General features: G+C 72.4%; 20 protein-coding genes, 3 tRNA genes and 1 pseudogene. 10 read left to right on the forward strand and 14 right to left on the reverse strand.

The window, feature by feature from the left end:
* Positions 1-53 precede the first annotated feature (53 nt).
* Both AB0G16_RS09745 and AB0G16_RS09750 read left to right on the forward strand, forming a co-directional pair.
* Positions 54-1,652, forward strand: coding sequence for a helix-turn-helix domain-containing protein (locus tag AB0G16_RS09745; RefSeq protein ID WP_362801414.1), 1,599 nt, complete (start codon positions 54-56; stop codon positions 1,650-1,652).
* A 149-nt stretch (positions 1,653-1,801) separates the two neighbouring features.
* Positions 1,802-3,046, forward strand: a complete 1,245-nt coding sequence (locus AB0G16_RS09750) for an FAD-dependent oxidoreductase (RefSeq protein WP_362801802.1) — start codon at positions 1,802-1,804, stop codon at positions 3,044-3,046.
* Positions 3,047-3,080: 34 nt separating this feature from the next.
* Here AB0G16_RS09750 and AB0G16_RS09755 read toward each other — a convergent pair whose 3' ends face one another.
* Complete coding sequence (locus AB0G16_RS09755; RefSeq protein WP_362801417.1) at positions 3,081-3,824, reverse strand: MBL fold metallo-hydrolase; 744 nt, start codon at positions 3,822-3,824, stop codon at positions 3,081-3,083.
* Between the two features lie 747 nt (positions 3,825-4,571).
* On the opposite strand from AB0G16_RS09755, the gene AB0G16_RS09760 reads away from it, so the two are divergent.
* A complete protein-coding gene (locus AB0G16_RS09760) occupies positions 4,572-6,989 on the forward strand; it encodes an HD-GYP domain-containing protein (RefSeq protein ID WP_362801420.1) in 2,418 nt (805 codons plus the stop codon).
* Positions 6,990-7,436: 447 nt separating this feature from the next.
* Here AB0G16_RS09760 and AB0G16_RS09765 read toward each other — a convergent pair whose 3' ends face one another.
* Complete coding sequence (locus tag AB0G16_RS09765; protein WP_362801423.1) at positions 7,437-8,042, reverse strand: DUF6461 domain-containing protein; 606 nt, start codon at positions 8,040-8,042, stop codon at positions 7,437-7,439.
* A gap of 741 nt (positions 8,043-8,783) precedes the next feature.
* Here AB0G16_RS09765 and AB0G16_RS09770 point away from each other — a divergent pair.
* From AB0G16_RS09770 to AB0G16_RS09780, 3 genes are all read left to right on the forward strand, one after another.
* Positions 8,784-9,731, forward strand: coding sequence for a TauD/TfdA family dioxygenase (locus tag AB0G16_RS09770; protein WP_362801425.1), 948 nt, complete (start codon positions 8,784-8,786; stop codon positions 9,729-9,731).
* A 200-nt stretch (positions 9,732-9,931) separates the two neighbouring features.
* Entirely contained in the window at positions 9,932-10,342 is a 411-nt protein-coding gene (locus AB0G16_RS09775) for a VOC family protein (protein ID WP_362801428.1), read from the forward strand.
* A 141-nt stretch (positions 10,343-10,483) separates the two neighbouring features.
* The gene (locus tag AB0G16_RS09780; protein WP_362801431.1) at positions 10,484-10,936 is read left to right on the forward strand and encodes an AraC family transcriptional regulator; all 453 of its coding nucleotides are present in this window, start codon (positions 10,484-10,486) and stop codon (positions 10,934-10,936) included.
* Between the two features lie 50 nt (positions 10,937-10,986).
* On the opposite strand, the pseudogene AB0G16_RS09785 reads toward AB0G16_RS09780, so the two are convergent.
* Positions 10,987-11,874: pseudogene (locus AB0G16_RS09785) on the reverse strand (DJ-1/PfpI family protein); the annotation flags it as partial.
* 375 nt (positions 11,875-12,249) lie between these two features.
* On the opposite strand from AB0G16_RS09785, the gene AB0G16_RS09790 reads away from it, so the two are divergent.
* Genes AB0G16_RS09790 through AB0G16_RS09800 form a run of 3 tightly spaced genes read left to right on the forward strand, consistent with a single transcriptional unit; the run spans position 12,250 to position 13,616 of the window.
* Positions 12,250-12,612, forward strand: a complete 363-nt coding sequence (locus AB0G16_RS09790) for a metalloregulator ArsR/SmtB family transcription factor (RefSeq protein ID WP_362801434.1) — start codon at positions 12,250-12,252, stop codon at positions 12,610-12,612.
* The gene (locus AB0G16_RS09795) at positions 12,609-13,202 is read left to right on the forward strand and encodes an SRPBCC family protein (RefSeq protein ID WP_362801437.1); all 594 of its coding nucleotides are present in this window, start codon (positions 12,609-12,611) and stop codon (positions 13,200-13,202) included. Before AB0G16_RS09790 ends, AB0G16_RS09795 begins: the two co-directional genes overlap by 4 nt.
* A gap of 6 nt (positions 13,203-13,208) precedes the next feature.
* On the forward strand, positions 13,209-13,616 hold the full coding sequence (locus tag AB0G16_RS09800; RefSeq protein ID WP_362801440.1) for a VOC family protein: 408 nt from the start codon (positions 13,209-13,211) through the stop codon (positions 13,614-13,616).
* A gap of 186 nt (positions 13,617-13,802) precedes the next feature.
* Here the strand turns inward: AB0G16_RS09800 and AB0G16_RS09805 are convergent, their stop codons facing one another.
* The 7 genes from AB0G16_RS09805 to AB0G16_RS09835 all read right to left on the reverse strand — a co-directional run bounded on the left by AB0G16_RS09805 (position 13,803) and on the right by AB0G16_RS09835 (position 21,595).
* Positions 13,803-14,015, reverse strand: coding sequence for a hypothetical protein (locus AB0G16_RS09805; protein WP_362801443.1), 213 nt, complete (start codon positions 14,013-14,015; stop codon positions 13,803-13,805).
* A gap of 215 nt (positions 14,016-14,230) precedes the next feature.
* Positions 14,231-16,402 (reverse strand): alpha-galactosidase, encoded by a 2,172-nt coding sequence (locus AB0G16_RS09810; protein ID WP_362801445.1) that lies wholly within the window; start codon positions 16,400-16,402, stop codon positions 14,231-14,233.
* A gap of 108 nt (positions 16,403-16,510) precedes the next feature.
* Positions 16,511-17,215, reverse strand: a complete 705-nt coding sequence (locus AB0G16_RS09815) for a hypothetical protein (protein WP_362801448.1) — start codon at positions 17,213-17,215, stop codon at positions 16,511-16,513.
* Positions 17,216-17,517: 302 nt separating this feature from the next.
* Positions 17,518-18,621, reverse strand: coding sequence for a mannose-6-phosphate isomerase, class I (manA, locus tag AB0G16_RS09820; protein WP_362801451.1), 1,104 nt, complete (start codon positions 18,619-18,621; stop codon positions 17,518-17,520).
* Positions 18,618-18,755, reverse strand: coding sequence for a hypothetical protein (locus AB0G16_RS09825; RefSeq protein ID WP_362801453.1), 138 nt, complete (start codon positions 18,753-18,755; stop codon positions 18,618-18,620). Before AB0G16_RS09825 ends, manA begins: the two co-directional genes overlap by 4 nt.
* A 227-nt stretch (positions 18,756-18,982) precedes the next feature.
* Positions 18,983-19,954, reverse strand: coding sequence for a dTDP-glucose 4,6-dehydratase (gene rfbB, locus AB0G16_RS09830; protein WP_362801456.1), 972 nt, complete (start codon positions 19,952-19,954; stop codon positions 18,983-18,985).
* 666 nt (positions 19,955-20,620) lie between these two features.
* Positions 20,621-21,595 (reverse strand): TetR/AcrR family transcriptional regulator C-terminal domain-containing protein, encoded by a 975-nt coding sequence (locus AB0G16_RS09835; RefSeq protein WP_362801459.1) that lies wholly within the window; start codon positions 21,593-21,595, stop codon positions 20,621-20,623.
* A gap of 260 nt (positions 21,596-21,855) precedes the next feature.
* Here AB0G16_RS09835 and AB0G16_RS09840 point away from each other — a divergent pair, with 260 nt between their 5' ends.
* On the forward strand, positions 21,856-23,427 hold the full coding sequence (locus AB0G16_RS09840) for an MFS transporter (protein WP_362801462.1): 1,572 nt from the start codon (positions 21,856-21,858) through the stop codon (positions 23,425-23,427).
* A gap of 125 nt (positions 23,428-23,552) precedes the next feature.
* Here the strand turns inward: AB0G16_RS09840 and AB0G16_RS09845 are convergent.
* The 4 genes from AB0G16_RS09845 to AB0G16_RS09860 form a co-directional block, all read right to left on the reverse strand.
* Positions 23,553-23,627 (reverse strand) — tRNA-Val (locus tag AB0G16_RS09845).
* 13 nt (positions 23,628-23,640) lie between these two features.
* Positions 23,641-23,711 (reverse strand) — tRNA-Cys (locus tag AB0G16_RS09850).
* A 26-nt stretch (positions 23,712-23,737) separates the two neighbouring features.
* Positions 23,738-23,809, reverse strand: a tRNA-Gly gene (locus tag AB0G16_RS09855).
* Between the two features lie 125 nt (positions 23,810-23,934).
* On the reverse strand, positions 23,935-24,657 hold the full coding sequence (locus AB0G16_RS09860; RefSeq protein WP_362801464.1) for an amino acid-binding protein: 723 nt from the start codon (positions 24,655-24,657) through the stop codon (positions 23,935-23,937).
* Positions 24,658-24,700: the final 43 nt, after the last annotated feature.

Below are 24,700 nucleotides of genomic sequence, written 5' to 3' on the forward strand. Positions count from 1 at the left end.
ACCGTGAAAGGGGGCGGAGCGATCTGCCCCCTTTCGACCACCCGGAGCTGAACATGATCACATTGGACCGTCTGGTGAACGTGCTCGGCGGGTACGGCGTGCGGCTGTGCGGCCGTCCCGAGTCGCGCTCGACGTGGCTGCGCAGCGTGGCGATACCGGACGCCGCCGATCACCACGTCGCGGGCGACGTGCTCCTCGCCGTCGGAACCTCCTCACTCGCCGAGGCGGTCCGGTGGGCGGCCGCGGCCAAGGCCGAGGCCGTCCTGGTACGCCCCGCTCGAACCGGCACCGGCACCGGCACCGATACCGGCGGCGAGAGCGGGGGAAGGAGCGGCGCGGACGTCGAGCGAGAAGCCGCCGAGATCGCCGACCGGTACGGAGTGGCCGTGCTGCTGGCCGACCCCGCCGTCTCCTGGAGTCAGCTGGCCGGCATGGTGTACGGGTTGGTGCTGGAGAGCCGCGAGACCGCCTCGGGACGCGGCCCCACCGACCTGTTCGCGCTGGCCGACAACCTGGCCGACGTCATCGGCGGTGCGGTGACCATCGAGGACCGGCACTCGCGGGTACTGGCCTACTCCCGCTCCCAGCAGGGGGGAGATCCGGCCCGGCTGGAGACCATCCTCGGGCGGCGCGTCCCGGAACGGCTGCGCGAGCTGTTCCGGCAACAGCAGGTGTTCGCCCGCCTGGCGGCGACGGACGAGCCGGTGTTCGTCCCCGCCGACGCCGAGCACGGCCTGACCGGGCGGATGGCGGTGGCGGTGCGGGCCGGCCGGGAGCTGCTGGGGTCGGTGTGGGTCGGCTGCGCCGGCCCGCTGACGGGCGACCACCGCCGCGCGCTGGCCGACGGCGCGCGCACCGTCGCCCTGCATCTGCTGCGCTCCCGGGCCAGCGCCGACCTTGAGCGGCAGGTGGAGTCCGACCTGGTCATCCGGCTGCTGGAGGGCAGCGCCGACGCCGCGACGGTGATCAGCCGGCTGGGGCTGGTCCCGCAGGCGATACGCGTCATCGCGGTCCGCGCGTACACCCCCGACGATCGCCACGCCGCACTGCTGCTGGCCCTCGAGCAGGCCACCACCGGCTTCGGCTGGTCCCGGCCCGGGCGCAGCGCGCTGCTCGGCGACACCCTCTACACCGTCCTGCCGGCCGAGCGGGCCGAGGCGGCCAGGCAGTGGATCTCGGCCCTGCACTCCGAACTGCCCGCCCGGGTGCGCGTCGCGGCCGGGATCGGCGCGCCCGCCGAGGCGGCGGACCTGGCCGCCGGCCGTCAGGAGGCCGACGAGTGCCTGGCGCTGCACGAGAGCGCCGGACCCGGCACCGCGCCACCCGCCTACGACGAGTCCTGGGACGACATCCTGCTGCGGAGGCTGCGCGCGGCCGCGCGAACCGGCCGGGCTCCGGCCCGCGGGCCGGTGAGCGCGCTGCTGCGGCACGACACCCGTCACGGCACGCACTTCGTCGCCACGCTGCGAGCCTGGCTGGAGAGCCAGGGCGACCTCACCCTGGCCGCCGAGCGACTCGCGGTGCATCCCAACACCGTCCGCAACCGGCTGCGCAAAATGGGCGAACTCGGTCCGCTGGACCTGTACGACGCCCGCCGGCGCCTGGCCATGACCATCATGCTGGCCGCCCTGGAGGACGAACCCCGCCATTGATCCGTTCGAGACCCGTCACCGTTTCCGGTTGCGGCGTTGTGCCGGACCGACAACGGTGACGCCGCGATTGTCGTCCGCCCACAACGCCGCCGGTCACCGCCCGGGCCATGCTGGTCAGGACATCGGCATTCGACCCGTCGGAGGGTGACATGATCGGCGACCGGCCGGAATCGGTGATCGTGGTGGGCGCGGGCATCGTGGGCCTGTCGACCGCGTGGTTCCTGCAGGAGCGTGGCGTCCGGGTCGACGTGGTCGATCGCGGCGGCGTGGCGGCCGGCGCGTCCTGGGGCAACGCCGGCTGGATCGCGCCCGGCCTGGCCATCCCGCTCAACGAACCCGCCGTCCTGCGTTACGGCCTGCGCTCGCTGCTCAACCCGGCCGCGCCGCTGCACGTGCCCGCGACCCTCGACCCGGGCCTGTGGAGTTTTCTGGCCCGCTTCGCCGCCAACAGCAACTGGCGGTCGTGGACCCGCGCCGTGCGCGCCGGCCTGCCGCTCAACGACGAGTGCGTCGAGGCCTACGAGGTGCTCGCCGCCAACGGCGTGTCCGCACCCGTCGTCTCGGCGCCGATCACCGCGGCGTTCCGTACGCCCCGTCAGGCCGAGAGCCTGCTGCGCGAGCTGCGCAGGTTGCGGGCGGCCGGGCAGCGGGTCGAGCACACCGTGCTGGACGGCCGCGGGCTGGCCGAGCAGGTCCCGCTCGCCGGCGAGGCGCTGACGGCGGGGGTGCGGATCGACGGCCAGCGTTACGTCGACCCGGGCGCCTTCGTGCACGCCCTGGGAAAGGCCGTCATGCGACGCGGCGCGACCGTGTACGCCGTCGAGGTCGACGAGGTGCGCACCGACGACAGGAAGGTGATCGTCCGCTCGGCCAAGGGCACCGTGCTGTCCGCCGACGCGGTGGTGCTGGCCACCGGTGCCTGGCTGCCCCGCCTGGCCCGGCGGTGGGGCGTGCGTGTCCCGGTGCGGGCCGGTCGCGGTTACTCCTTCACCGTGCCGGTCGACCGTCCCGTCCCCGGCCCCGTCTACCTGCCCGAGGAGCGGGTGGCGTGCACGCCGTACCGCGACGGGCTGCGGGTGGCGGGCACCATGGAGTTCCGCGACCCGGACGCCCCGCAGGTGCCCGCCCGGCTGGAGGCCGTCGTCGCCTCCGCCCGGCCGCTCCTGCGGGGTGTGCGCTGGGAGGAGCGTACCGACGCCTGGGTGGGGCCCCGCCCCGTGACCCCGGACGGACGTCCGCTCGTCGGCGCGACGGTGGCTCCCACCGTCTACGTGGCGGGTGGCCACGGCATGTGGGGTCTGGCCCACGGCCCGATCACGGGCAGGCTGCTGGCCGAGCAGATCACCACCGGCAAGCAACCCGCCGCCCTGGCCGACCTCGACCCCCTCCGCTGACGGGGACCGCGCACGAAGTCGGCCGGTTCGCCGCTCAGGAAAGATCGACGGCGAGGCCGGGAGCGGCGATGCCGATCTCGCCGTCGTGCTCGGTCCCGGCGGCGGCCAGTGCGGCCGTGGCGTCGGTGCCCGGTTGCAGGTGGGTCAGCAACAGGTGCGGCACGTCGGCTTCCCTGGCCTGCCGGCCTGCCTGGAGGGCGCTCGACAGGCTGCGCCGCGAACTCTCCGGGACCCGGTCCACATAGGTGGCCTCGGCCAGAAGCAGGTCGGCGCCGCGCGCCAGCTCCACCACCTCGGGGCTCGGGCCGCTGTCGCCGGTGTACGCGAGCGTCCGCCCGCCCGCCGTCAGTCGTACGCCGGCATTGGGCACCGAGTGCGGCAACAGCCGGGTCCGCGCGCGGAACGGACCGATGTCGAGCCGGTCGCCGGCCGTGAACTCGCGCAGGACATGGGCGTCGGTCAGCATTCCGGGGCGGTCCAGCGCGAGCACCGCGTCCAGGGCGCCGGGCGGCGCGTACACCGGCAACGGCGCCGGCGGATCGTCACTCCACGCACGCGCCCGCAACAGCGGGTTCAGATCGGCGCAGTGATCGGGGTGTCCGTGGGTGACGAACACCGCGTCGACCCGATCGGCGGTGACCCGTTCCAGCAGCCGTGGCACGGTCGCGTATCCGGGGTCGACGAGGAGCCTGAACCCGTCGTGTTCCACCAGGTAACCACTGCAGGCCTGGCCCGCTCCCGGCCACGCACCGCATCCGCCCAGGATCGTCAGCAGCATCTGCGAACCCTAACGGCCGGCTCGCGTCCTCGGTGGGCATGTTGCCGTGCAGGGCCGGTATCGGGCCGGGAGGCTCACCGCCATCCGGAGACGGAGTTCGCATGTGCGCTCGCTGCCGGCCGCGATTCACCCTCCGTGTGAAGTAGCGCCACCGAAGTGCCTGCGGGTCGCTTCCAGGCCACGCACGGTTTGGTCCCGGTGAGAAGATCGACCACTACGTCCCGAAGAAGGACCGTGGACGCTATCGCTTACCTCCGCGATCGCCATGATGTCTCCCTGCGTCATGAGAAGTCACCCGCAGGGCCGCTGAGGGCAACGAGCGACAAGGATCGTGCACGCGTACGTCAGGGCCTCCGGCGATCCCGTCGCGGTTCGAATCCCGGGAACTGGTCGGAGTCGCGTGCGGTGGTGATGTGAGACCGCCGGTATCCGGCCCAGCCGATCGAGGCGGTGACCAGGTTGATGGCGGCGATGGCCAGAGAGATCCACTCGCTTGGTTGCACTGTCCGGCTCCAGTCGTGTAGCGGGCTTGCTTGTATCCACGACAGCTTGAAGAGTGGCCCTCCGGCAGTACTTCCGTACCGGCTCGTACGAAAAGCCCGCATCACATGACGTGGACGTCGAATTGAGGCAGGCTGGCGCGTAGATGGCTGATTCCGGGCCGAGGAGGGGTCAGATGGTTCGGCGCGTCCGGGCCAAGGCCTCGGACAGGCCATGGCGGACCGAATTCCTGCCGGGGGGTGTCGCATGGTCGCCAAGTCGTGGTCGTCCCTTCCGGGAGGTCCGGCCGATGAACCGGACCCCACGGCCGTCCAAACCGTCGATGATCTGGCAGCCGGGCTCAAGCTGCTCGCCGGAACGCGGTCGTACGCCGATCTGAACAAGGCGGCCGATGGCAAGCTCCCGAAGTCCACCGTGTCGGATGTGTTCGCCAAAGGACGACCGAGTGTGGAAACACTGGAGTTGTTCTTGCGGGCGTGCATGGTGCCACGTGTGCGGTGGCCAGCCTGGCAGGCGGCTCGGGAGCGGGCCCTGGCGGCTGCCGTTACGAGGTCGGCGGAGTTGATCCGGGTCGAGCGGGCCGATCCCCGGCGCTTGGGTGTGCACGCTGCGATCGACGCCCCGGGCGCATTCGACGACCTGCCCGTCTACGTCTCTCGTGACACCGATACGGCTCCGCGTGGGGTGCGGGCACTGCTGGCCAAGAGCAGTGACCAGGGAGGGATGGTGGTGCTGGTCGGAGGTTCGTCGGTGGGTAAATCCCGCTGTGCGTACGAGGCGATCCGGGCGGTGATGCCGCAATGGTGGCTGCTTCATCCCGCCGATGCCGAGCAGGTCCGTCAGGTCGCCGAGCAGGCACCCGCCCGGCTGGTGGTGTGGCTGGACGAACTGCAGCGTTATCTGGGAGGGCCGCTCGGACTGACCGCTGCGACTGTGCGCACTCTGCTGCGCGCGGGGGCGGTGTTGATCGCCACGGTGTGGCCCGAACGCTACACCACCTATACGGCGCTTTCCGTGTCCAGCCAGCCGGATCTGTACGCGGTCGAACGTGAGCTTCTCGATCTGGCCGACATCGTTCACCTGCCGGCCTCTTTCAGCGCCGGCGAGTACGAACGCGCCCGCGCCGCGGCGGCCGCTGGAGATCAGCGGATCACCCTGGCACTTCGATCAGCCGACTACGGGCTGACCCAGACGATCGCGGCGGCCCCACAACTGGTGGATCGGTGGTGTGGTGCCGACCCTTACGCCGCCGCAGTACTGAACGCCGCGATCGACGCGACTCGCCTTGGCGTCGTGTCGCCACTCAGCGCGAATCTGCTGCGAGTGGCCGCGCCCGGCTACTGTGACGCGCGCCAGCGCGGGGCCGCTGCGGCCGACTGGTTCGAAACCGCCCTTGCTTATGCGGCGGGCACCCTGAACGGCGCCGCCGCCGCACTCGCTCCGGTCGCCGATCCCGGCGCCATGGGACAGGCTGCCGGCTACCTGGTCGCCGACTATCTCCAGCAACACGCCGGCCGGCAACGCCGCTTGGCGGAGGTTCCCGCCACCTGCTGGCAGGCCCTGGTCGAGAACCTCACCGACCCCGGTGATCAGGTCCGCGTCGCCGGCGCCGCACAAAATCGCCTGCTGCATCACCATGCCGAGCTTCTTTACCGCCAGGCCATGCACTCCGGCGAGGGGCACGCGGCCGCCCTTCTGGCCGGTCTGCTGGTCGGACAGGGGCGGGTGGGGGAGGCGCTGGCGATCTGGCGGGCGCGGGCGGACGCCGGGGACGAGTTCGCTGCCGTACGGTTGGCGAGTCTGCTGGACGAGCAGGGGCGGGTGGGGGAGGCGCTGGCGATCTGGCGGGCGCGGGCGGACGCCGGGGACGGGTCCGCTGCCGTACGGTCGACCGGTCTGCTGGTCGGACAGGGGCGGGTGGAGGAGGCGCTGGCGATCTGGCGGGCGCGGGCGGACGCCGGGGACGGGTCCGCTGCCGTACGGTCGACCGGCCCGCGCACGGCCGGAGACGCCACCGACGCTCTCGCCGAGGCCTTGATGGCGGCGATGGAGGTCAAGGACTTCTACACCCGCCGGCATAGCGAACGCATCTCTCAACTGGTTCTCATGATCGGCCGCCAGCTCGGGATGCGGCACGGTGAGATCGAGGCGGCACGCCTCGCAGGGCTCCTGCACGACATCGGTAAGCTCGCCATCCCGGACATCGTGCTCCGTAAGTCCGGGGCCCTCACCGACGAGGAGTTCACCCTCATCCAGTCGCACGTCACGTACGGCGTGAGCATCGTCCGTCAGGCACTGGAACTCTTCGACGGCACCCATGAGTCGACCGCCCGTGACCTACTCGTCGGTGAGACCCTACGAGGGATCCTGCACCATCACGAACGTTTCGACGGCCATGGCTATCCCATGGGTCTGGTCGGCCACGAGATCCCGAAGATCGCTCGCGTCGTGGCGGTCGCCGACGTGTTCGACGCGATGATGTCCGCCCGTGACTACCGACCGGCCTATACCCTCGAGAAAGCCGTGGCCGAGATACGCAGGGCAGCAGGAAGCCAGCTCGATCCTCGGATGGGGGAGGCATTCATGGCCGTGCTCGACGAGCATCCCGACCAGATCGCAGAACTCATGCACTCCTGTTCATCCTGCGACCCTCATAGTAGATGAAACGGGTTGTTTTCTCGTTGTGGCGGTAGCTTCCTTCGAATCGACGGAAGCCGGGGGCGAGGAGAGGGACGACAGGATCGCGGGTCCTCTGTCGCAGGTGGAGGAGTCGCCCGCATGTGCTGCGGCGGGGCGAAGAGCAGCGTGCCGATGACGGCGACAAGGATTGTGGCGCGGACGAGGACGCTGCAGGAGAAGGGCGCAGAGATCCTTTCACGGTGGTCGTGAGAGTCGCCTCGCCGGTGTGCCCGACGTGATCGATCGGCAATCTCGCGCGGCCGGTATCGACCGGCCACGTGAGACCTGTGAAGTGCGTCCGACCTGTGCGCGGCCGAAGGTTTTCGCCTGCTGCCGGGGATGCCTTGTGTCACTGGCGTTGCCGCGTTCGGTGGCGAATCACGAACCGCGGCCGTCGGGTCCTTCCCCGGCCGGGGGCGCGCGGTTTCTTCGTCAGTCCCGCAGGGGTTCCGCGGCGAGGAACCGCAGCTCCAGCATCTCCGGAGAGAAGGGGAGAGCGGTGATCCTGCTCGCCAGGGCGAACGAGCGCTCCATCGGGAAGTCGATGGGGGAGTGGTCGCTGTCGTAGTCGGGGTCCAGGCCGACTTCGCGCATCTCCTTGATGAAGCGGTCCGGATCGTTGCCCGACCGCGCGCCCGGCATCATGGGATCGAACCAGACGACCGGCTGCCCGTCGACGATGTAGGCGAAGGCGTCCGAGGCGTAGTCGTGACAGCAGACCGACACGATCTCGGTTCCCCGCCCGACCCGAGCCATGACCTCGGAATCGGCGGCGAGCCTCCATCCTTCCGGCTCGACGACCAAGGTCCAGTCACCGGTCCTCACGGCACCGACCCAACCGGCCCCGCCGCCCATCGTGCTCTCCGCGGAGCGTTCTTCGAGCTCGGCGTACGTGACCTCCTCAACGGTGCTCCCGTCCACGCCGAACCGGCGGAGCACCTCCTCCGGAGAGAGGTCCCGGACGAAGGACACACAATAGATCTCGTCCATCGCCCCGTCTTCGGAGAGCCAGGGGAAGTCTCCGGGGGTCTCTGTCATCGCCGCTCCTTCGGCCGGGTAGCGGCATGATCGCAGTGGTCACCGACAAAGGGCTCGGCCGACGGCCGGCGACGCGAAGCGTCCGGGTTCGATCAGGCCCGTGTGCCCGATCGGTGGAGGCGAGCTCGTGGATTCCCGTGCCGTTCGCGGATGACCTGAGCGACTCGACGGGGTCCAGGTGCCCTGCCGATCGGGGACGCGGACGAGGTGGGCGTTCCTCGCCGGTCTTCGCGCCCCCGAGGGCGTGATCGCACGGGAGGGACCGGCCTGGGAGGCGACGGCTTCGGGCCCTCTCCGACGGCACTCGGCCGTGCGGGCGACGCCTGCCCGCGGCAGGCTTCCGTTCGACCTCGTCGGATCGGCCCGGGCCGCCGGATCCCCGCCCGTCACAGGCCGGTGGTCCCGCTGTGTCAAAGGCGGTCCCATCGTGTCAGCGGTGTTGCCGCGCCCAACGGCGGACGGCGAAGCCCGCGACGACCAGGAAGAGGAGGACCAGTGCGATGTCCAGGGGGTTCACCATGCGCCACCCTCTGCCCCGCCGCGGCGGAACATCACCGGCACGGAACGGTTTTCACGGGAGGAGCGCCCGAGACCGATCGGCCGGGCGTGACGGGGAAGACGCGTCCCCGACCGGACGAGGAGTATTACCCACTAAACCTGTAGGAATAGTTGACATTACCCCTCGCCTGGCACACGCTGGGATACGACCCGCCCGTATCGCCCACCGAGAGGTGCAGGGAAATGACCCAGCTCCACGACCACGAGACCGCCGTCGTCACCGGCGACTCCTACCGGCACATCGACGTCACCCAGGTCGGCGGCGTGATCGGCGCCGTCGTCGGCGGCCTCCGGGTGGGCGGCGACGCCCACCCGGAGGCGGTCGCCGAACTGCGCGCCGCGCTGCTGCGCCACCGGGTGGTCTTCCTGCGCGACCAGCGGCACGCCACCGACGCCGACCAGCACGCGTTCACCAGGCTGCTCGGCACCGTCACCAGGCCGCACCCGACGGTGACCGGCGACGGTGAGGCCGTGCTCCCGATCGACTCCGAGCGGGGCAAGGCCAACAGCTGGCACACGGACGTGACCTTCGTCGACCGGATCCCGGCGATCAGCGTGCTGCGCGCCGTCACGCTGCCGCCCTACGGCGGGACCACGGTGTGGGCCAACACCGTGGAGGCGTACCGGAGCCTGCACCCCGGCCTGCAGGCGCTGGCGGGCCGGCTGCGCGCGGTGCACTCGAACCTGTACGACTACGCGGCGCAGCACCCGCGGATCGGCGGGATCGACGTCAGGGAACAGGAGTACCGCGATCAGTTCCGGAGCGACGAGTTCGAGACCGAGCACCCCGTCGTCCGCGTCCACCCGGAGACCGGCGAGCCGTCCCTGCTGCTCGGCCACTTCGTCAGGTCGTTCACGGGCCTGGGCGGCACCGACTTCCACGACCTGTTCTCCCTGCTGCAGCGGCACATCACCCGCCTGGAGAACACGGTGCGCTGGGACTGGCGCGACGGCGACATCGCCATCTGGGACAACCGGGCCACCCAGCACTACGCCGTCGCGGACTACGACGACCTGCCGCGGCGTCTCCACCGGATCACGCTGGCCGGTGACATCCCGATCGGCGTCAACGGCGACACCAGCGTGGTCCGCAAGGGCGACGCCGGCGCCTTCTCACCCGTCGCGGCCTGAGCGGCGAGCCGTCCGCGGACGCTCACCGCGGACGCCCTCGCGGACGTCTCCCGGGGGCACGCTCACGAATGTTCCCGGGGACGCGCTCGCGGACGCGTCGTCGAGACGTCCTCGGGGACGCCGTGGGCCTTCCGCTCGCCGGCAGGACCGGTCAGTATTCGAGAAGCACCGTTCACCGGGTCGTGGATACCGTGACGGTCATGGACATCACGATTCACACGAGCTTCCTCCCGCACGACGACCCGGACGCCTCCCTGGTCTTCTACCGCGACGTCCTCGGCTTCGAGGTGCGCAGCGACGTCGGGCACGGCAAGATGCGGTGGATCACCGTCGGCCCCGCCGGCCAGCCCGACACGTCCATCCTCCTGGCTCCGCCGGCCGCCGACCCCGGCATGACCGAGGACGAGCGCCGCACCATCACCGAGATGATGGCCAAGGGCACCTACGGCTGGATCCTGCTGGCCACAGGGAACCTCAACGCCACCTTCGAGAAGCTGCGGGCCGGCGGCGCCGAGGTCGTCCAGGAGCCGACTGACCAGCCGTACGGTATCCGCGACTGCGCCTTCCGTGACCCCGCGGGCAACATGGTGCGCATCCAGGAAGGGCGCTGACCCGTCCGGGTGCGCGTCCAGGAGGGGCGCCGCCCCCTCCGGTCGCCGTACCGGCCGTGATCACCGCCGTGGGGACGAGCACGGCGAGCGCCTCGCCACGCAGCCCGGGTGCTCGCGCACACCGACCGAAGGAGACCTCTCATGTGTCATCCCGGATGGGCGCGCGCGCTCACCGCCGCGCGGCACCTGGACGACCTCGCGCGACTGCGCCGCGTCCGTGACCGGATCGACCGGGAGTACGCGCGTCCGCTGGACATCGAGGCGCTCGCCCGCGGCGTGGACATGCCGGCCGGGCATCTCGGCCACCGGTTCCGGCTCGCCTACGGCCGGTCACCGCACGCCTATCTGACGGCGCGCCGCATCGAGCGCGCGATGGCGCTGCTGTGCCGCGTGGACCTCGACGTCACCGAGGTCTGTGCCGCGGTCGGCTACTCCTCTCCGGGGAGCTTCGCCACCCGCTTCACCGAACTGGTCGGCACGGCACCCGGCGCCTTCACGGCGGCCGGTGCCCGGCCGGCCGGGACGCGCGCCGCCGGCGACCCCGCGCGCCCGGCCCCCTCCGGGGCCGGGGACCGGGTGTGGACCGCTCGGTAGCGCGACGGCGGTATCCCGTACCGGCTCACGAACGCCTGGCGGAGTGCCTCGGCCGTGCCGAACCCGCACCGTGCCGCCACGCTCGGCATCGGCAGGGACGTGGTGGACACCAGGTGGGCGGCCGCCTCGATGCGGGCGTGCCGGACGAAGCGGCCCGGTGGCTGCCCCAGGTGCGCGAGGAACAGCCGGGTGAGGTGCCGGGGGCTCACGCCGACCGCGTCCGCCAGCGCGGTCGTGGTGAGGTCGCCGTCCAGGTTCGCGCTGACATGGCCGACCAGGTGGCGGACCAGGTCGTGCTCCGGGGGAGGGGCGGCGGTGAACATGCTCATCTGCGCCTGGTTGCCCGGCCGCTGCAGATAGGTCACCAGGATGCGCGAGACCCACCGGGCGAGCTCGGCGCCGTGGTCCTCCTCGATGAAGGCCAGCGTCAGGTCCAGGGCGCTGGTGACGCCCGCCGACGTGGCCACCGCGCCGTCGCGGATGTGGATGGGGTCGGGGTCCACGATGATCTGGGGATGGCGGGCGGCGAGCTCGCCGGCGAACCGCCAGTGGGTGGTGGCGCGTTTGCCGTCCAGCAGGCCCGCGGCCGCCAGGATGCTCGCCCCGGTGCACACCGACGCGACCCGGCGGCTCTCGCGTGCCAGTCGCCGGACGTGGCCGACGATCAGCGGATTGGCGGCGGCCTTCAGGTGACCCCAGCCGCCGGAGACGATCAACGTGTCGATCGGCCCGGTGAGCCGTTCGAGCGACTGGTGGCTCTGCAGCGTCATGCCCCCGCTGCACGCGATCGGATGCCCTCCGGGACTGACGGTCCTCGTCCGGTACGGGGGGGACACCCTCCCGACCGCGTTCGTCATCGACAGGCTCGTGGTGACGCACGCGATGTCGAGAAGCTCGGCGTCGTCGTAACCGACTATCACGAACTGGCGCTCGTCCATCGTTCAAGCGTAGACCGGAGGGACGGGTATCCCAAGATCTCGGACGCCGTGCGCCGCCGGGCTCGCGGGCGGACGGGACGGGCCGCCACGGCCGGGCCGTGACGAAGACCGTTCCCGCGCGACGCGGTCGTCCACTGGCAGGCCCTCACGGCCGCGTCGGGGCGGCACCCCGCACCCCGCCCGGACCGGTCGGCGTGGAGCCTCGCCATACCGGTCGGGTATGGCCGGTAACCCGGGGGGCGGCCGGGGCGATCTCGTGGTCGTCGGTCCCGGCTCCGGCGAGGGGAGCCGGGGCCCCGCCCCCGCGTCCCGGTTGACGATCGATGCGCACCCATGTATAAAACCATTTGGTTATTAAACGAAGGGGTTATGTACATGGCTACGGACCTGCTCGACGCGACGTTCGCCGCGCTGGCCGATCCGACGCGGCGGGCCATCCTCGCCCGGCTGGCCTCGGGGGAGGCCACGGTGACGGAGCTGGCCGCGCCGTTCCGGATGAGCCAGCCGGCGGTGTCCAAGCACCTCAAGGTGCTGGAGCGGGCCGGCCTCGTCTCGCGCGGCCGTGACGCGCAGCGGCGGCCGTGCCGGCTCGAGGCCGGCTCGCTCAAGGCGGCGACCGACTGGCTGGAGAACTACCGCCGGTACTGGGAGGAGAGCTACCAGCGCCTCGACGCGCTGTTCGGCGAGCTCACGTCCGAGGAGGGCACCCGCGAGGGGGAGCGGCGGAGTCCCTCGTGAACGACGCCGGAGCCCTGAAGGTGACGACACCGACGGACAGGGAGATCGTGCTGACCCGCGTCTTCGACGCTCCCCGGCGCCTGGTGTTCGACGCGTGGACCAGGCCCGAGCTGCTCAGACGGTGGTACGGCGCACGCGGCTGGAACCTGGTCGTCTGCGAGGCCGACCTGCGCGTCGGTGGCCGCTGGCGCTTCGTGTCCCGCGGCCCCGGCGGCGAGGAGATGGGGCAGGGCGGCGTGTACCGCGTGGTCTCGCCGCCCGGTCGCCTGGTCTGCACCGAGATGTTCGACGACCAGTCGTACCCCGGGGAGACCCTGGTCACCCACGAGTTCGTCGAGCGGGACGCGAGGACCACGCTGACCAGCACGGTGCTCTACGCGACCCGCGAGGGCCGCGACATCGTGCTCCGCCGTCCGATGGCGCGCGGTGTCGCCGAGGGCTACGACCGGCTCACCGAGGTGCTCGCGGAGCCGCCCGGACGGGCCGGTGCCCGGCGATCGGGACACGACGACCCCGGGCCGGTGCCCGGCGATCGGGACATGACGACTCCTCGGGCCGGTACCGGCCCGGGACCTGCGACGAGAAGGTAGACGATCATGAATTGGACGCTGGAAGTGGTGGTGGTCCCCGTCTCGGACGTGGACCGCGCGAAGACCTTCTACGCCGAAGGGCTCGGCTTCACCGTGGACCACGACACCAGGGTCGGCGACGAGGTGCGCATCGTGCAGCTGACCCCTCCGGGGTCGGGCTGCTCGATCGTCATCGGGAGGGGGGCCGTCGCCGACATGCCGCCGGGCTCGCTCAAGGGGTTGCAACTGGTGGTCCCGGACATCCACAAGGCGCGGGCCGAACTCGCCGGGCGCGGGGTGGAGGTCGGGGAGATACAGGTTCTGGGCGAGAACCCGAGGCCCGTACCGGACCCCCTCGACAACGTCGGATTCTTCTTCTTCGGCGACCCCGACGGCAACGGCTGGGCGGTGCAGCAGATATCCGGCCGCGGATAGGGTGCCCCGCCCCGCCCCGCCTCACCCCGTCTCGCCATGCTTTGCGGCGCCTCGCCCCGCCTCGCGGTGCTCGTCGCCGTCACCGGCGCGCGCCGGCTCGTGCCGGAGGGGTCCGGCCGTCGGAGGACGCGCGGACGGCGCCGGGGGAGCAGGACGCGCGGCCGGCGCCGTGGAGCCTGCGGCGGATCAGGCGTACAGGAACCAGTAACCGTGTTCGGGGTTGCACGTGTACGACGTCCACCAGCCGCTGGAGATGCCGAGGTTCCCCACCCGGTGGCAGTCCCAGTCGTAGAAGTAGACGTTCCTGAGGGTGGCGGCCTCGGCGGGCGCGGCGCCGAGGGAGACGGTCAGGCCACCGGCCAGGACCACCGAGGCGAGCAGAGTCCGTACTTTAGCCATGAGTCCTTCTTTCGCGGGGTGAAGGGCGTTCGGCGGGAAACCCCCGCCCGCCCCTCCGGGGGCGGGCACCGGAAGTATCACACCGGTGATCACGCCGGTACAGGTCACGCCCGCCCGGCCCCGGCGCGGGTGAGGACCTGCCCTGGTGGGGGAGGGGGCCGGCGCGCGGTGGGCTGAAACGTTCATCGACCGGCCCCCGCCGAGACGCGGAGGAGTCAGGGCGTCCGCACCCGGCGCAACTCCAGCAGCTCGCTGCGGTAGTCGGGGCCGTTCGGGAGCCAGGAGGGCAGGACGAGCCCGAGGGCCGTCAGCGTGCGGCCGTGCCAGCGGGAGCCCACCGGCGCGGTCGTCGCCGCCTCGCTCGTCACGACCTCGTAGACGGCCTCGGGGTCGAGCCCGGCCAGGCGCAGCCGCCTCGGTGGCCGCGCGTCCAGCGTGAACGGGTTGTAGGCGAGCACCACGACCCTGTCGTCCAGGACGTACTGCACGGCCGAGGCGGTCAGGCCGGGCGTGCCTCCCAGGCGGTACAGGCGGCCGTGCTGCACGACCGGGCGGATCGCCCTGTACGCCGCGACGAGCCCGGCGGCCTCGTCGAGTTCTTCGGCGCTCCACGCCGTCAGGTCCCCGCCGATGCCGAGGACCCCGGCCATCGCGACGTGGAAGCGGTAACGCAGCGGCACCCGCCTGCGGGTGTGCGGGTTGGGGCTGTCGGTCACCCAGGCCGACATCGTCCCGGCGGGGTACAGGTACGAGAAGCCGTGCTGGATCGTCTGCCGGTCGCGGGCGTCGGTGTTGTCGGAGGTCCACACCAGGTCGGTGCGGCGCAGCACGGCCAGGTCGACCCGGCCGCCGCCCCCCGAGCACGACTCGATCCGCAGGCCGGGACGGCGACGGCGCAGCTCGTCCATGACGGCGTGGACGCCGTCGGTGTGCTCGATCCAGAGCATGTCCGCGCGCTCCCCGGCCTCGGGCCAGCCCGCCTGGCTGAAGCTGCGGTTCATGTCCCACTTCAGGTACGCCAGGTGGTACTCGCCCACCAGGGCGTCGAGCCAGCCGACGGCCCACTCGCGCACGTCGGCGCGCGCGAAGTTGAGCACGAGCTGGTTGCGCATGGTGTCGCGGCGCCGCAGGGGGTGGTGCAGCACCCAGTCCGGACGACCGCGGTACAGGTCGCTGTCGGGGTTGACCATCTCCGGTTCGACCCAGAGCCCGGCGGCCATGCCGAGGGCGCGGACCCCGTCGAAGAGGCGGGTGAGCCCGTCGGGGAAGCGGCCGGGGCTTGGCCACCAGTCCCCGAGACCGCGCGAGTCGCGGTCGCGGGCGCCGAACCAGCCGTCGTCCACCACGAACAGCTCGGCCCCCAGCGCGGCGGCCCTGGCGGCCAGTTCGAGCTGGCCGGACTCGGAGACGTCGAAGCCGGTGGCCTCCCAGGAGTTGTAGAGGACCGGCCGCTCCTCCCGCGGCGCGGGCAGCACGTGGTCGCGGGCGTAGGCGTGCCAGGCCCGGCTCGCGGCACCGTACCCGCCGTCGCCGTGGAGACCGAGCGCCGACGGGGTGCGCAGGCGCTCGCCCGGCGCCAGGTGCGCATGCGGCCCGTCGTGACCGAAACCACAGGTCACGGCGACGTCGCCCTCGGGCCGGTGCTGCGCGGTGAGCCGCCAGGAGCCGCTCCAGGCGAGCGCCACGGCCCAGACCTCGCCGCTCTCCTCGGTGGCGTCGCCCGCGTCGACCATGATCCACGGGTTGGCGCGGTGGCTCGTGGTCCCGGTCCTGCTGGTGAACGTCGTCTCCCCGACGGGCAGCTCGGCCCGCTGGAGCTGCGTCTCCCGCCCCCAGCCGCCGAAGACCGTGGTGCAGCGGTAGGCGGGCCGTTCGGGAACGACCCAGCTGCCGGAGTCGAGCCTGCCGAACCGCACGGGGGCCGTGCCCTCGTTGGCCACGGTGACCCACCGTTCGACGACGTCGGTGCCGTCGGCGCAGCGCACGTGGAGCCCGACCCTCAGGCCGTACGCCTCGTCGCGCAGGACCAGCTCGATCTCGTCGGCCGCCGCGACGGCCTCCACGAAGGACAGCTCGACCGAACGCACCCCGCCCTCGTAGACGGCCTGCAACGACGGCACCCCCCACCGCCGCCCGCCGTCCACCGGCAGCAGCTCGTCGATGTCGCGCGGGTCGAGGAAACCCGACCACTGCCGCGTCGTCGGGAACCGGGCGGCCTCGGCCAGGGCCGCCTCCGGCAGCCTCGGCCCCCAGTACCACTGCACGACGCGGACGTCGCCGGCGTCGGTGTCAGGGGCGGCGCCGGTGTCGGTCTCCACACCGAACAGGTAGGTGGAGGCCGGGGTGACGGCCGCCCAGGTGCGTTCGGCCACCGGGATGATGGGCATGCTCTGCTCCGGTCGTGAGGGGGCGCGACCGGCGCTGAGACCGGTGCTCCCCGCCAGGAAAGCAGATCCGCCCTCCCCCCGCACGGGGCGGCCCCGTGCGGGGGAAGGTCAGCTCGGCGGGGCTCCCGCGCGTCCCTCCCGGGAGCCCGCGTACGCCCGCCGCCGGAACCGCGCCAGCCAGCCCGGCAGGCGCAGTTCGGGGTGGGCGTTCAGGACCGGGTCGAAGGAGACGTCCGGGAGCGGGGGCCCGCCGTCGACCGTCAGCGTCGCCAGGGTCCACGACCGCCCGCGCGAGGGCAGCGCCACCAGGTGGAGGACGAGGCGGCGGCCGGCGGTCAGCAGCGCCGGGTCCGGCGGCACCGCGGGGCCCGACGGGTCGGCGACCAGGCGGAGGCTCCCCTTGCGGTGCCGGTAGGCGACGAGGGTGGAGTAGCGCCCGGTGGTGAAACCGGCACGCGGCCAGGGCAGCCGGTCCAGCACCGGCAACGGGCAGCAGGTGGAGAGCAGCAGGTCGAGGTCGCGGCCCGGTCCGATGCCGTCGGGGACGCGTACGGCCAGACCGAGCACGTCGGGCAGGGCCCCGGGGAGCGAGGTCGCCTTGGACAGGCGGACGACGACCTCCGTCCGCCCCGGACGGTCGAGGACGGCGACCCCCAGCGGCCTGGACGTCTCCTCCTCGACGGACAGGACCCCGCGCAGGGTGACGCCGGAGGGGTGCAGCGCCCTTCCCCGGCGCGTCCTGGCCACGGCGCGGGCGAGACGGCCGGTCGTGGTGTCGCCGTGCCGGGGCACGGCGGAAGGCGGTGACGACATCCCCGGTCCGTGCCCCCCAGCGTGGTCATGACACCTCGTCGCGCACGCGGGCCTTCGGGGCCCCGGCTCCCCCCGTTGGAGCCGGAGCCCGGCCGCTCAGCCGGTGGCGAGCTGCTCGGCCTCGTGGTGCAGCACCTCGACCAGGATCAGTTCCAGACGAAGGTCCGGATCCGCGAGGACGTCCGACGGTGTCATCGATTACCTCCAGACTCGCGGGTGGGGACGCCCCGCCCGCCCTCGCGGTTACCCGTCATAGCGGGCCGGTATGGGGACGCGCGCCCGGGGACGCGACCCCGGGCGGGTCAGTCCGTGCCCGGCTCCGCCCAGAAGAGCGTCCCGGAGCCGCGCAGCTCGACCGGCCCGTACGAGGCGGGCACGAAGGCGGACTCGCCGGGGCGCAGGGCGTGCCCGCCGCCCTCGACCTCGCCGGCGGTGCAGAGCAGGATGCGCGGCACCCCGCCCCGGAGGGTGAGGCCGGCACCGGGTACGGCCGTGCCGAGCCGGAACTCGGGCGCGGGCGTGCGGTAGAGGCCGCCCTCCGGTTCGATCCGCAGCGGCGGCACCGAGGGATCGGTGACCCGCAGCAACTCCTCCACGTCCATCGGCTTGCCGGTCAGCCCGGCGCGCAGCACGTTGTCCGAGCCACCCATGATCTCCACGCCGAAGCCGCTCAGGTAGCAGTGCAGCACCCCGGCGCCGAGGAAGATCGCCTCACCCGGCCGCAGGTCGTGGCGCCGCAGGAACAGCGGCGCCAGGCAGGCCGGGTCCTCGGGATGGATCCCGGCCAGCCGTACGACCAGCTCGTGGTCGGGGCCGCCGTCGGCCGCGGCGGCCCGCGCGATCGCGTCCAGCAGCTCGGCCCTGCCCTCCTTGGGCCACTGCACCAGCGCGCGCAGCGCGGCGGAGACGTCCCCGGCCGCCAGCGGCGCGACGAAGGGCTCCAGCGCCGGCAGGCCCAGCCCGCCGATGAGCTCGGCGGCCTCCCCGGCCGGCCGGAACCCGGCCAGGGCGGTGAACGGGGTCAGCGCGCAGATCAGCTCGGGCTTGGGGAACGGGTCGACGTAGGTGCCCCGGGCGAACCCCTCCTCGGCCTGCTCGCGCGAGGGGTGCACCTGGAGCGAGAGCGGCAGGTCCACCGCGATCAGCTTCAGCAGGTACGGCAGCCGGGAGCCGAACCGTTCGACGGTCTCCGCGCCCAGCTCACCCACCGGGTCGGCGGCGACCGTGTCGGCCAGCGAACGCCAGGTCCCGTCCCGCAGCACCGACGAGGACCCCGACGGGTGGGTGCCGAACCACATCTCCGCCTCGGGGCGTTCGGCGGGGGACGGCCGCCCGGTCAGCGTGGCGATCGCCGTGTGCGAGCCCCAGTCGTAGTTCTTCACGGGGTTGCGCAGGAGGCCGGTCACGACGCCTCCGCCGGGGCGGGCGCGATGGCGCCGGCGCGGGTCTCCGGCCGGGTGGACCGGGGCCCGGTGTGGGCGCCCGGAGGCCTCGCCGGGCCGGTCGCCACGCGGGCGGCGGGAAGGAAGGAGTCGCTCATGATCGTCTTGTGTCCCTGGGTCCGTGAGGGGATCCGAATGAGTAGCGCAGAACGCCGATGTTACGCGCCTCCTCAGCCCGCCTCCCCGGCGACCACCGAGGCCGGTGGACGGGAGGAGGCGAGCGCCCGGGGCCGGGCAGGAGGACGGGAACAGGGGCAGTGACAGGGACAGGGACAGTGACGGGGACGGGGACGGGGACGGGGACGGGGACGGGGGTGCGGCGGGGTCAGCCGGTCGGTGAGCCCGCCTTGAGCGGTTCCCACCAGACGCGGTTGTCGCGGTACCAGGCCACGGTCTCGGCCAGGCCGGTGGCGAAGTCCTTCGCGGGGCGGTAGCCGAGCTCCTTCTCGATCTTGCTCCAGTCGACCGAGTAGCGCCGGTCGTGGCCCTTGCGGTCCTCCACGTAGGCGACGCTGCTCTCGTCCGCGCCCAGTGCCGCCAGCAGCAGGTCGGTGAGTTCCCTGTTGCTCAGCTCGGTGCCGCCGCCGATGTTGTAGACCTCGCCGGGACGGCCCGCCGCGCGGACCAGCTCGATGCCCCTGACGTGGTCGTCGACGTGCAGCCAGTCGCGCACGTTGAGGCCGTCGCCGTACAGCGGGATCTTCAGCCCGTCGAGCAGGTTGGTGATGAACAGCGGGATGACCTTCTCCGGGAAGTGGTGGGGCCCGTAGTTGTTGGAGCAGCGGGTCACCCGCACGTCCAGGCCGTGGGTGCGGTGGTAGGAGAGCGCCAGCAGGTCGGAGGCCGCCTTGGAGGCGGCGTAGGGGGAGTTGGGGCGGAGCGGATCGGTCTCCGGCCAGGACCCCTCGGCGATCGACCCGTAGACCTCGTCGGTGGAGACGTGCAGGAACGCGACCCCCTCCCGCAGCGCCGCGTCCAGCAGCGTCTGGGTGCCCACCACATTGGTCCGTACGAACTCGGCGGCACCGAGGATCGAGCGGTCCACATGGGACTCGGCGGCGAAGTGCACCACCTGGTCGTGCCCGGCGACGAGGTGACCGACGAGCCCGGGGTCGCAGATGTCACCCTGGACGAAAAAGAAACGATCATCGTCCCAAATTGGGGCAAGATTGACCAAATTTCCGGCATATGTAAGTTTGTCCAGAACGGTGATTATTTCCGGGCCGTTCGTCCCGAGAAGGGTACGCGCGTAGTGGGAGCCGATGAATCCGGCGCCCCCGGTGACGAGAATTCTCAACGGAGATGTACCTCGCTGTGATCGCTGACGGGGGATCTGGTTCCGGAGTCGTGGGCGTCGCGGGGAAGGTACTCCTCCGGAAATGCGTGGCCGTCCGAATCACGGCATGTGTTCCGCCCTTTTTCCCACCGCGTTTCGTCGTCGGGTGATTCCCGTCCCGCGCCTCCGACTGTAGGACGCGGGATCCGGTGTGAGAACCCCTGCCCTGGAAAAACGCGTGGCCCGCCGGAAACAGGGGTGGGGGGATGCGAGGGGGAACGGCGGCCCCCATGGACCGCGCGAGCCTTTCCGTGACGCCGGATCCCCTTGGGCCCGCCTCCGCCGGCCGGATTCCGTCGCGTCCTTCCGCGCCGCTCGCATTCCTCCCGGCCGGTTCTCACCGGCCCATTCCCGTCCGGCCGGCTCCGGCCGGTCGCATTCCCGGCCGGTTCTGGCCGGTCGCATTCCCGCTGGGCCCCGACCGGTCGCATTCCCGGCCCCGGCCGGTCGCATTCCCGCCGGACCGGCCCTGACCGCTCACGTTCCCGCCCGGTCGGTCCCGCCGGCCGGATTGGCGGGTACGTGCCTTTTCGTGAGGGGAATCGTTTCCGCGGCGGCCACGGCGCGGGGAGCCACGGCGCGGGGAGACGTCCTCCGGGACGCGCCGCGTGCCCGCCCCGGTGTCTCCTACCGGTCCCGCTCCGGTGCCGCGTACCGGCCGCCGTCCGCCCCGCCCGCCCCGTCCGCCCCGTCGATCAGGACGGCGAGACCGTCGAGAAGATGGCGCAGGCTGAACTCGAACCACTCGTCGATGTCGATCGCGTCGCCCCGCTCCGCGTGGAGCCTGGACAGCATGGGGAACCGCCCGGAGCCCAGGATCTCCAGGAGCACCGGCGTCTTCGAGGCACGCCACTGCCCGGTGGTGACGCCGGTGCGCCGTTCGGTCTCGATCTCGTTCACCAGCAGCAGCGCCGCTCCCTGGACCTGGGCGCTGACCGTCATGGCGACCCAGTGCATCGTCGTCGGGTCCAGGCCGTGCCCGTCCACGGCGCGCATGGCCCACTCCACGTCGGCCATCACGTTCGGCCCGATCGGCGGCCGGGGCGTGGCGATGACGCGCAGCGTCCACGGGTGCCGGGAGTACATCGCCCACTCCCGCCTGGCCGCGACCTCCAGCCGGGCGCGCCAGCCGCCCGGCGGGGAGGGGGGGCAGGGGCTCTCGCCGAACACGGCGTCGACCATCAGCTCCACGAGCGCGTCCTTGCCCGGCACGTAGCGGTACAGCGACATCGTGCCCGCGCCCAGCTCGGTCGCCACGCGCCGCATCGACAGCGCGTCCAGCCCCTCGTCGTCGGCGATCCGGATCGCGGCGCGCACGATCCGGTCGGTGCTCAGGCCGGCCGGTGGCTCGTGGTGGTCCCCGGCCGGTGGTCCGTGGTGGCCGGCCGTCTCCTGCCGGGTGCGAGGTGACGCGGCGTGCCCGTCCGCCGGCCCGGCCTTGCCCCGTGCGGCGGGAGAGGCGGCCCGCGGGACGGACACCCCGGCCCGCTCCGCCGTACGGGCCCGGTACGCCCGCGCCTGACAGGAGCGGGAGCAGTACCGCGGGCGCCTGCCCCGGGCGGGAACCTGCAACGGCTTTCCGCACTGCGCGCACGTCAGCATGTGGTCTCCGTCCGGCTCCGGCGCGTCCCTGATGTGTGACGAAACCTTAACACGGCTCCTCCGTGACGTAATGTGTGGCGACAGTGTGACGATTCATGGAGGCCGACTCCGGCGACGAGATGAGAATGCCGTATTTCCCCCCGATCGCAAAGTCCAGTGGGCGAAAACGGGGCCGAGGACTCACTGTTGCCGATCTTCAAAAATCGTGCGTACGATGTATGCACGATTTGCACGTACACGGTACCCACGGAGGCGCGACCATGGCACGGGACGTAGCCGGAGCCGGAGCCGGAGCCGGAGCCGGAGCCGGGCGGAAGGAGTGGCTCGGGCTCGCGGTCCTCGTCCTGCCCGTCCTGCTCATCTCCGTGACCGTGACCGTGCTGTACTTCGCGCTGCCCTTCCTGAGCGCGGACCTCGCGCCGAGCGGTCCCCGGCTGCTGTGGATCGTCGACATCTACGCCTTCCTGCTGGCGGGCCTGCTGATCACCATGGGCGCGCTGGGCGACAGGATCGGCCGCCGGAAACTGCTGCTGATCGGCGCGGCCGCGTTCGGCGTCACCTCGGTCGTCGCCGCCTACGCCCCCAGCGCCGACCTGCTCATCGCGGCCCGCGCCCTGCAGGGCGCGGCGGCGGCGACCCTGATGCCGCCCACCCTCGCGCTGATCCGCACCATGTTCCGCGATCCGCGGCAGCGCAGGATGGCCGTCGGCGTCTGGGCCGCCGGCTTCGCCGGGGGGAGCGTGCTGGGGCCGATCGTCGGCGGCTGGCTGCTGGAGCGCTTCTGGTGGGGCTCGGTATTCATGATCAATGTGCCGGTCATGATCCTGCTGCTGATCCTGGGGCCGCTCCTGCTGCCCGAGTACCGCGACCCCCGCCCGGGGCCGTTCGACCTCGCCGGGGCCGTGCTCTCGCTGGCGGCCGTGCTGCCGGTGGTCTACGGCGTCAAGCAGTTCGCCGCCGACGACTTCGGCCCCCGAGCGCTGCTCGCCGTCGCCTCGGGCGTGCTCGCCGGCGTCGTGTTCCTGCGCCGGCAGCGGAGGCTGGCCCACCCGATGCTGGACCCGCGGCTGTTCTCCGGCCGCGCCTTCACCATGTCCCTGATCACGAGCACGCTCGCGGTCTTCGCCCTGGTCGGGCTGTTCTACTTCGTCGCGCAGTACCTGCAGACGGTGCTCGGCCTGCGCCCGCTCGTCGCGGGCCTGCTCACCCTGCCGGCCGCCGGGAGCGCCCTCGCCGGGTCGATGCTGGCCGCCGTGATCGCCCAGCGGGTGCGGCCCGGACACGTCATGGGCACCGGCATGATGCTCGCCGCCTGCGGGTTCGCGGTGATGAGCCGGATCGACGTCTCGTCCGGGCGGTGGCTCCTCGTCGTCGGCCTGGTCCTGCTGGGGGCCGGGATCGGGGCCGTGCAGGCGGTGGCCTCCGACGTGATCGTCGCGCTGGCCCCGCCGGAGCGGGCCGGCTCGGCCTCCGCGGTGATGGAGGCCGCCACCGAGCTGGGCGGCGCGCTCGGCGTCGCCGTCCTGGGCAGCATGGGGCTGGCCGTCTACACCCGCGAATTCGTCGCCGCGGGCGGCTCCGCCGGACTGTCCGCCGAGGACGCGCTGGCCGCGCGCGAGACCCTGGGCGGCGCGGTGGGGGTGGCCGAGCGACTGCCGGACCGGGAGGCCGCGGCGGTGCTGCTCGACGTCGCGCGGTCGGCCTTCACCGGCGGCCTGCAGACGGCCGCCGTCCTGGGGGCGGTCGTCATGGCGCTGACGGCGGTCCTGGCCGCGATCCTTCTCCGGTCCGTACCGGTGGACGCCGCGACGGCCGAGGGCCGCACCGGCTGAGCCCGCCCGGCCGCGCGCCCCCTCGCCCGGCCGGAAAGCGGAAAGGCCGCCGAGCCTCCCGAAACGGGGTGCCGGCGGCCGTTCGACCTGGTCGGCCCGTGGGTGTCACGGGCGCCATGGAGGGGTGGTGGACGATACAGGGATTGAACCTGTGACCTCTTCCGTGTCAGGGAAGCGCTCTCCCGCTGAGCTAATCGTCCTCGTCGAAACCAGAGGTGGAGACGGGATTTGAACCCGTGTAGACGGCTTTGCAGGCCGTTGCCTCGCCTCTCGGCCACTCCACCGAGTGGGGGGCCGGAGCCCCTTTCCGAGCGGAAGACGGGATTCGAACCCGCGACCCTCACCTTGGCAAGGTGATGCTCTACCACTGAGCCACTTCCGCGTGTTTCCTCCGGGTTTCACACCCGGTGGCGACGAGAGAACTCTAGCGGGTTTTCCCGACGGTTGCGTAACCGTCCGTTCAACCGGCCGTCCCGGAGGACCGGCCGAACGGACGGCTCGACCGTCTCACCCCACCGGCCCCGGCCCCGTCTCCGGCCGCGTCTCCCGACCCGGTCCCGGTCCCGGCGCCGGCCCCGTCTCCGGAGGGCGGCGCAGTTGGCGGGCCACGACCCGCTCGACCGCGGGCAGGGTGAGGAAGATCTCCAGGATGCGGGTGAGGCGGTGCACCTCGATGCGGTGGAAGGCCGGGCCGTCGGCACGGGCCAGCAGGAAGGTCAGCGCCAGCGGCGGCAGCGGCGCGGCGATCACGTGCAGCCCCCCGTCGAGGGTCAGGGCCGTCGGGCGGGCCGGGGTGTCGTCGGGGAAGGGCACCTGTTCGGGGGCGCGCCAGCTCGAGTGCGCGATCGCGCGGGGGACGCGCTCGGTGCCCGCCGCGGCCCAGTCGGCGCTGAACAGCACCGGCATGGAGTCCAGCAGGGTGGCCAGGGCGCGGTCGCCCGCCGTGGTGATGTACTTGAGGATCTCCAGCTCGGGGTAGGTGCCCGGCGCCTCGCGGGTGCCCCAGATGCCCTCGATCGTCACCCCCGGCACGCTCCCCAGCCCGTCGACCAGGGCCTGCCGGGAGGCGGAGTCGGGCCAGTAGACGGTGATGTCGTCCAGTGCCCGGCCCTCGCCGCGGTCCAGGACGACGACCTGGGTGATGTCCGCGCCCGCGACACCGAGGACGCGGGTGACCTTCCCCAGGGAGCCCGGCTGGTCGGGCAGCGCGATCCGCAGTCGCAGGAGCATCCGGGGCCTCCCATGCCACGTCTGACTGAACCAGGGACACCAT

The organism is Streptosporangium sp. NPDC023615 (assembly GCF_040640155.1).
Taxonomy (GTDB): Bacteria; Actinomycetota; Actinomycetes; order Streptosporangiales; family Streptosporangiaceae; genus Streptosporangium.

Excerpts from the sequence above, each read along its gene's own strand:
- AB0G16_RS09745 (WP_362801414.1), top strand. The coding sequence starts at position 54 with ATGATCACATTGGACCGTCTGGTGAACGTGCTCGGCGGGTACGGCGTG.
- AB0G16_RS09750 (WP_362801802.1), top strand. The coding sequence starts at position 1,802 with ATGATCGGCGACCGGCCGGAATCGGTGATCGTGGTGGGCGCGGGCATC.
- AB0G16_RS09755 (WP_362801417.1), bottom strand. The coding sequence starts at position 3,824 with ATGCTGCTGACGATCCTGGGCGGATGCGGTGCGTGGCCGGGAGCGGGC.
- AB0G16_RS09760 (WP_362801420.1), top strand. The coding sequence starts at position 4,572 with ATGGTCGCCAAGTCGTGGTCGTCCCTTCCGGGAGGTCCGGCCGATGAA.
- AB0G16_RS09765 (WP_362801423.1), bottom strand. The coding sequence starts at position 8,042 with ATGACAGAGACCCCCGGAGACTTCCCCTGGCTCTCCGAAGACGGGGCG.
- AB0G16_RS09770 (WP_362801425.1), top strand. The coding sequence starts at position 8,784 with ATGACCCAGCTCCACGACCACGAGACCGCCGTCGTCACCGGCGACTCC.
- AB0G16_RS09775 (WP_362801428.1), top strand. The coding sequence starts at position 9,932 with ATGGACATCACGATTCACACGAGCTTCCTCCCGCACGACGACCCGGAC.
- AB0G16_RS09780 (WP_362801431.1), top strand. The coding sequence starts at position 10,484 with ATGTGTCATCCCGGATGGGCGCGCGCGCTCACCGCCGCGCGGCACCTG.
- AB0G16_RS09790 (WP_362801434.1), top strand. The coding sequence starts at position 12,250 with ATGGCTACGGACCTGCTCGACGCGACGTTCGCCGCGCTGGCCGATCCG.
- AB0G16_RS09800 (WP_362801440.1), top strand. The coding sequence starts at position 13,209 with ATGAATTGGACGCTGGAAGTGGTGGTGGTCCCCGTCTCGGACGTGGAC.
- AB0G16_RS09805 (WP_362801443.1), bottom strand. The coding sequence starts at position 14,015 with ATGGCTAAAGTACGGACTCTGCTCGCCTCGGTGGTCCTGGCCGGTGGC.
- AB0G16_RS09810 (WP_362801445.1), bottom strand. The coding sequence starts at position 16,402 with ATGCCCATCATCCCGGTGGCCGAACGCACCTGGGCGGCCGTCACCCCG.
- AB0G16_RS09815 (WP_362801448.1), bottom strand. The coding sequence starts at position 17,215 with ATGTCGTCACCGCCTTCCGCCGTGCCCCGGCACGGCGACACCACGACC.
- AB0G16_RS09825 (WP_362801453.1), bottom strand. The coding sequence starts at position 18,755 with ATGAGCGACTCCTTCCTTCCCGCCGCCCGCGTGGCGACCGGCCCGGCG.
- AB0G16_RS09835 (WP_362801459.1), bottom strand. The coding sequence starts at position 21,595 with ATGCTGACGTGCGCGCAGTGCGGAAAGCCGTTGCAGGTTCCCGCCCGG.
- AB0G16_RS09840 (WP_362801462.1), top strand. The coding sequence starts at position 21,856 with ATGGCACGGGACGTAGCCGGAGCCGGAGCCGGAGCCGGAGCCGGAGCC.
- AB0G16_RS09860 (WP_362801464.1), bottom strand. The coding sequence starts at position 24,657 with ATGCTCCTGCGACTGCGGATCGCGCTGCCCGACCAGCCGGGCTCCCTG.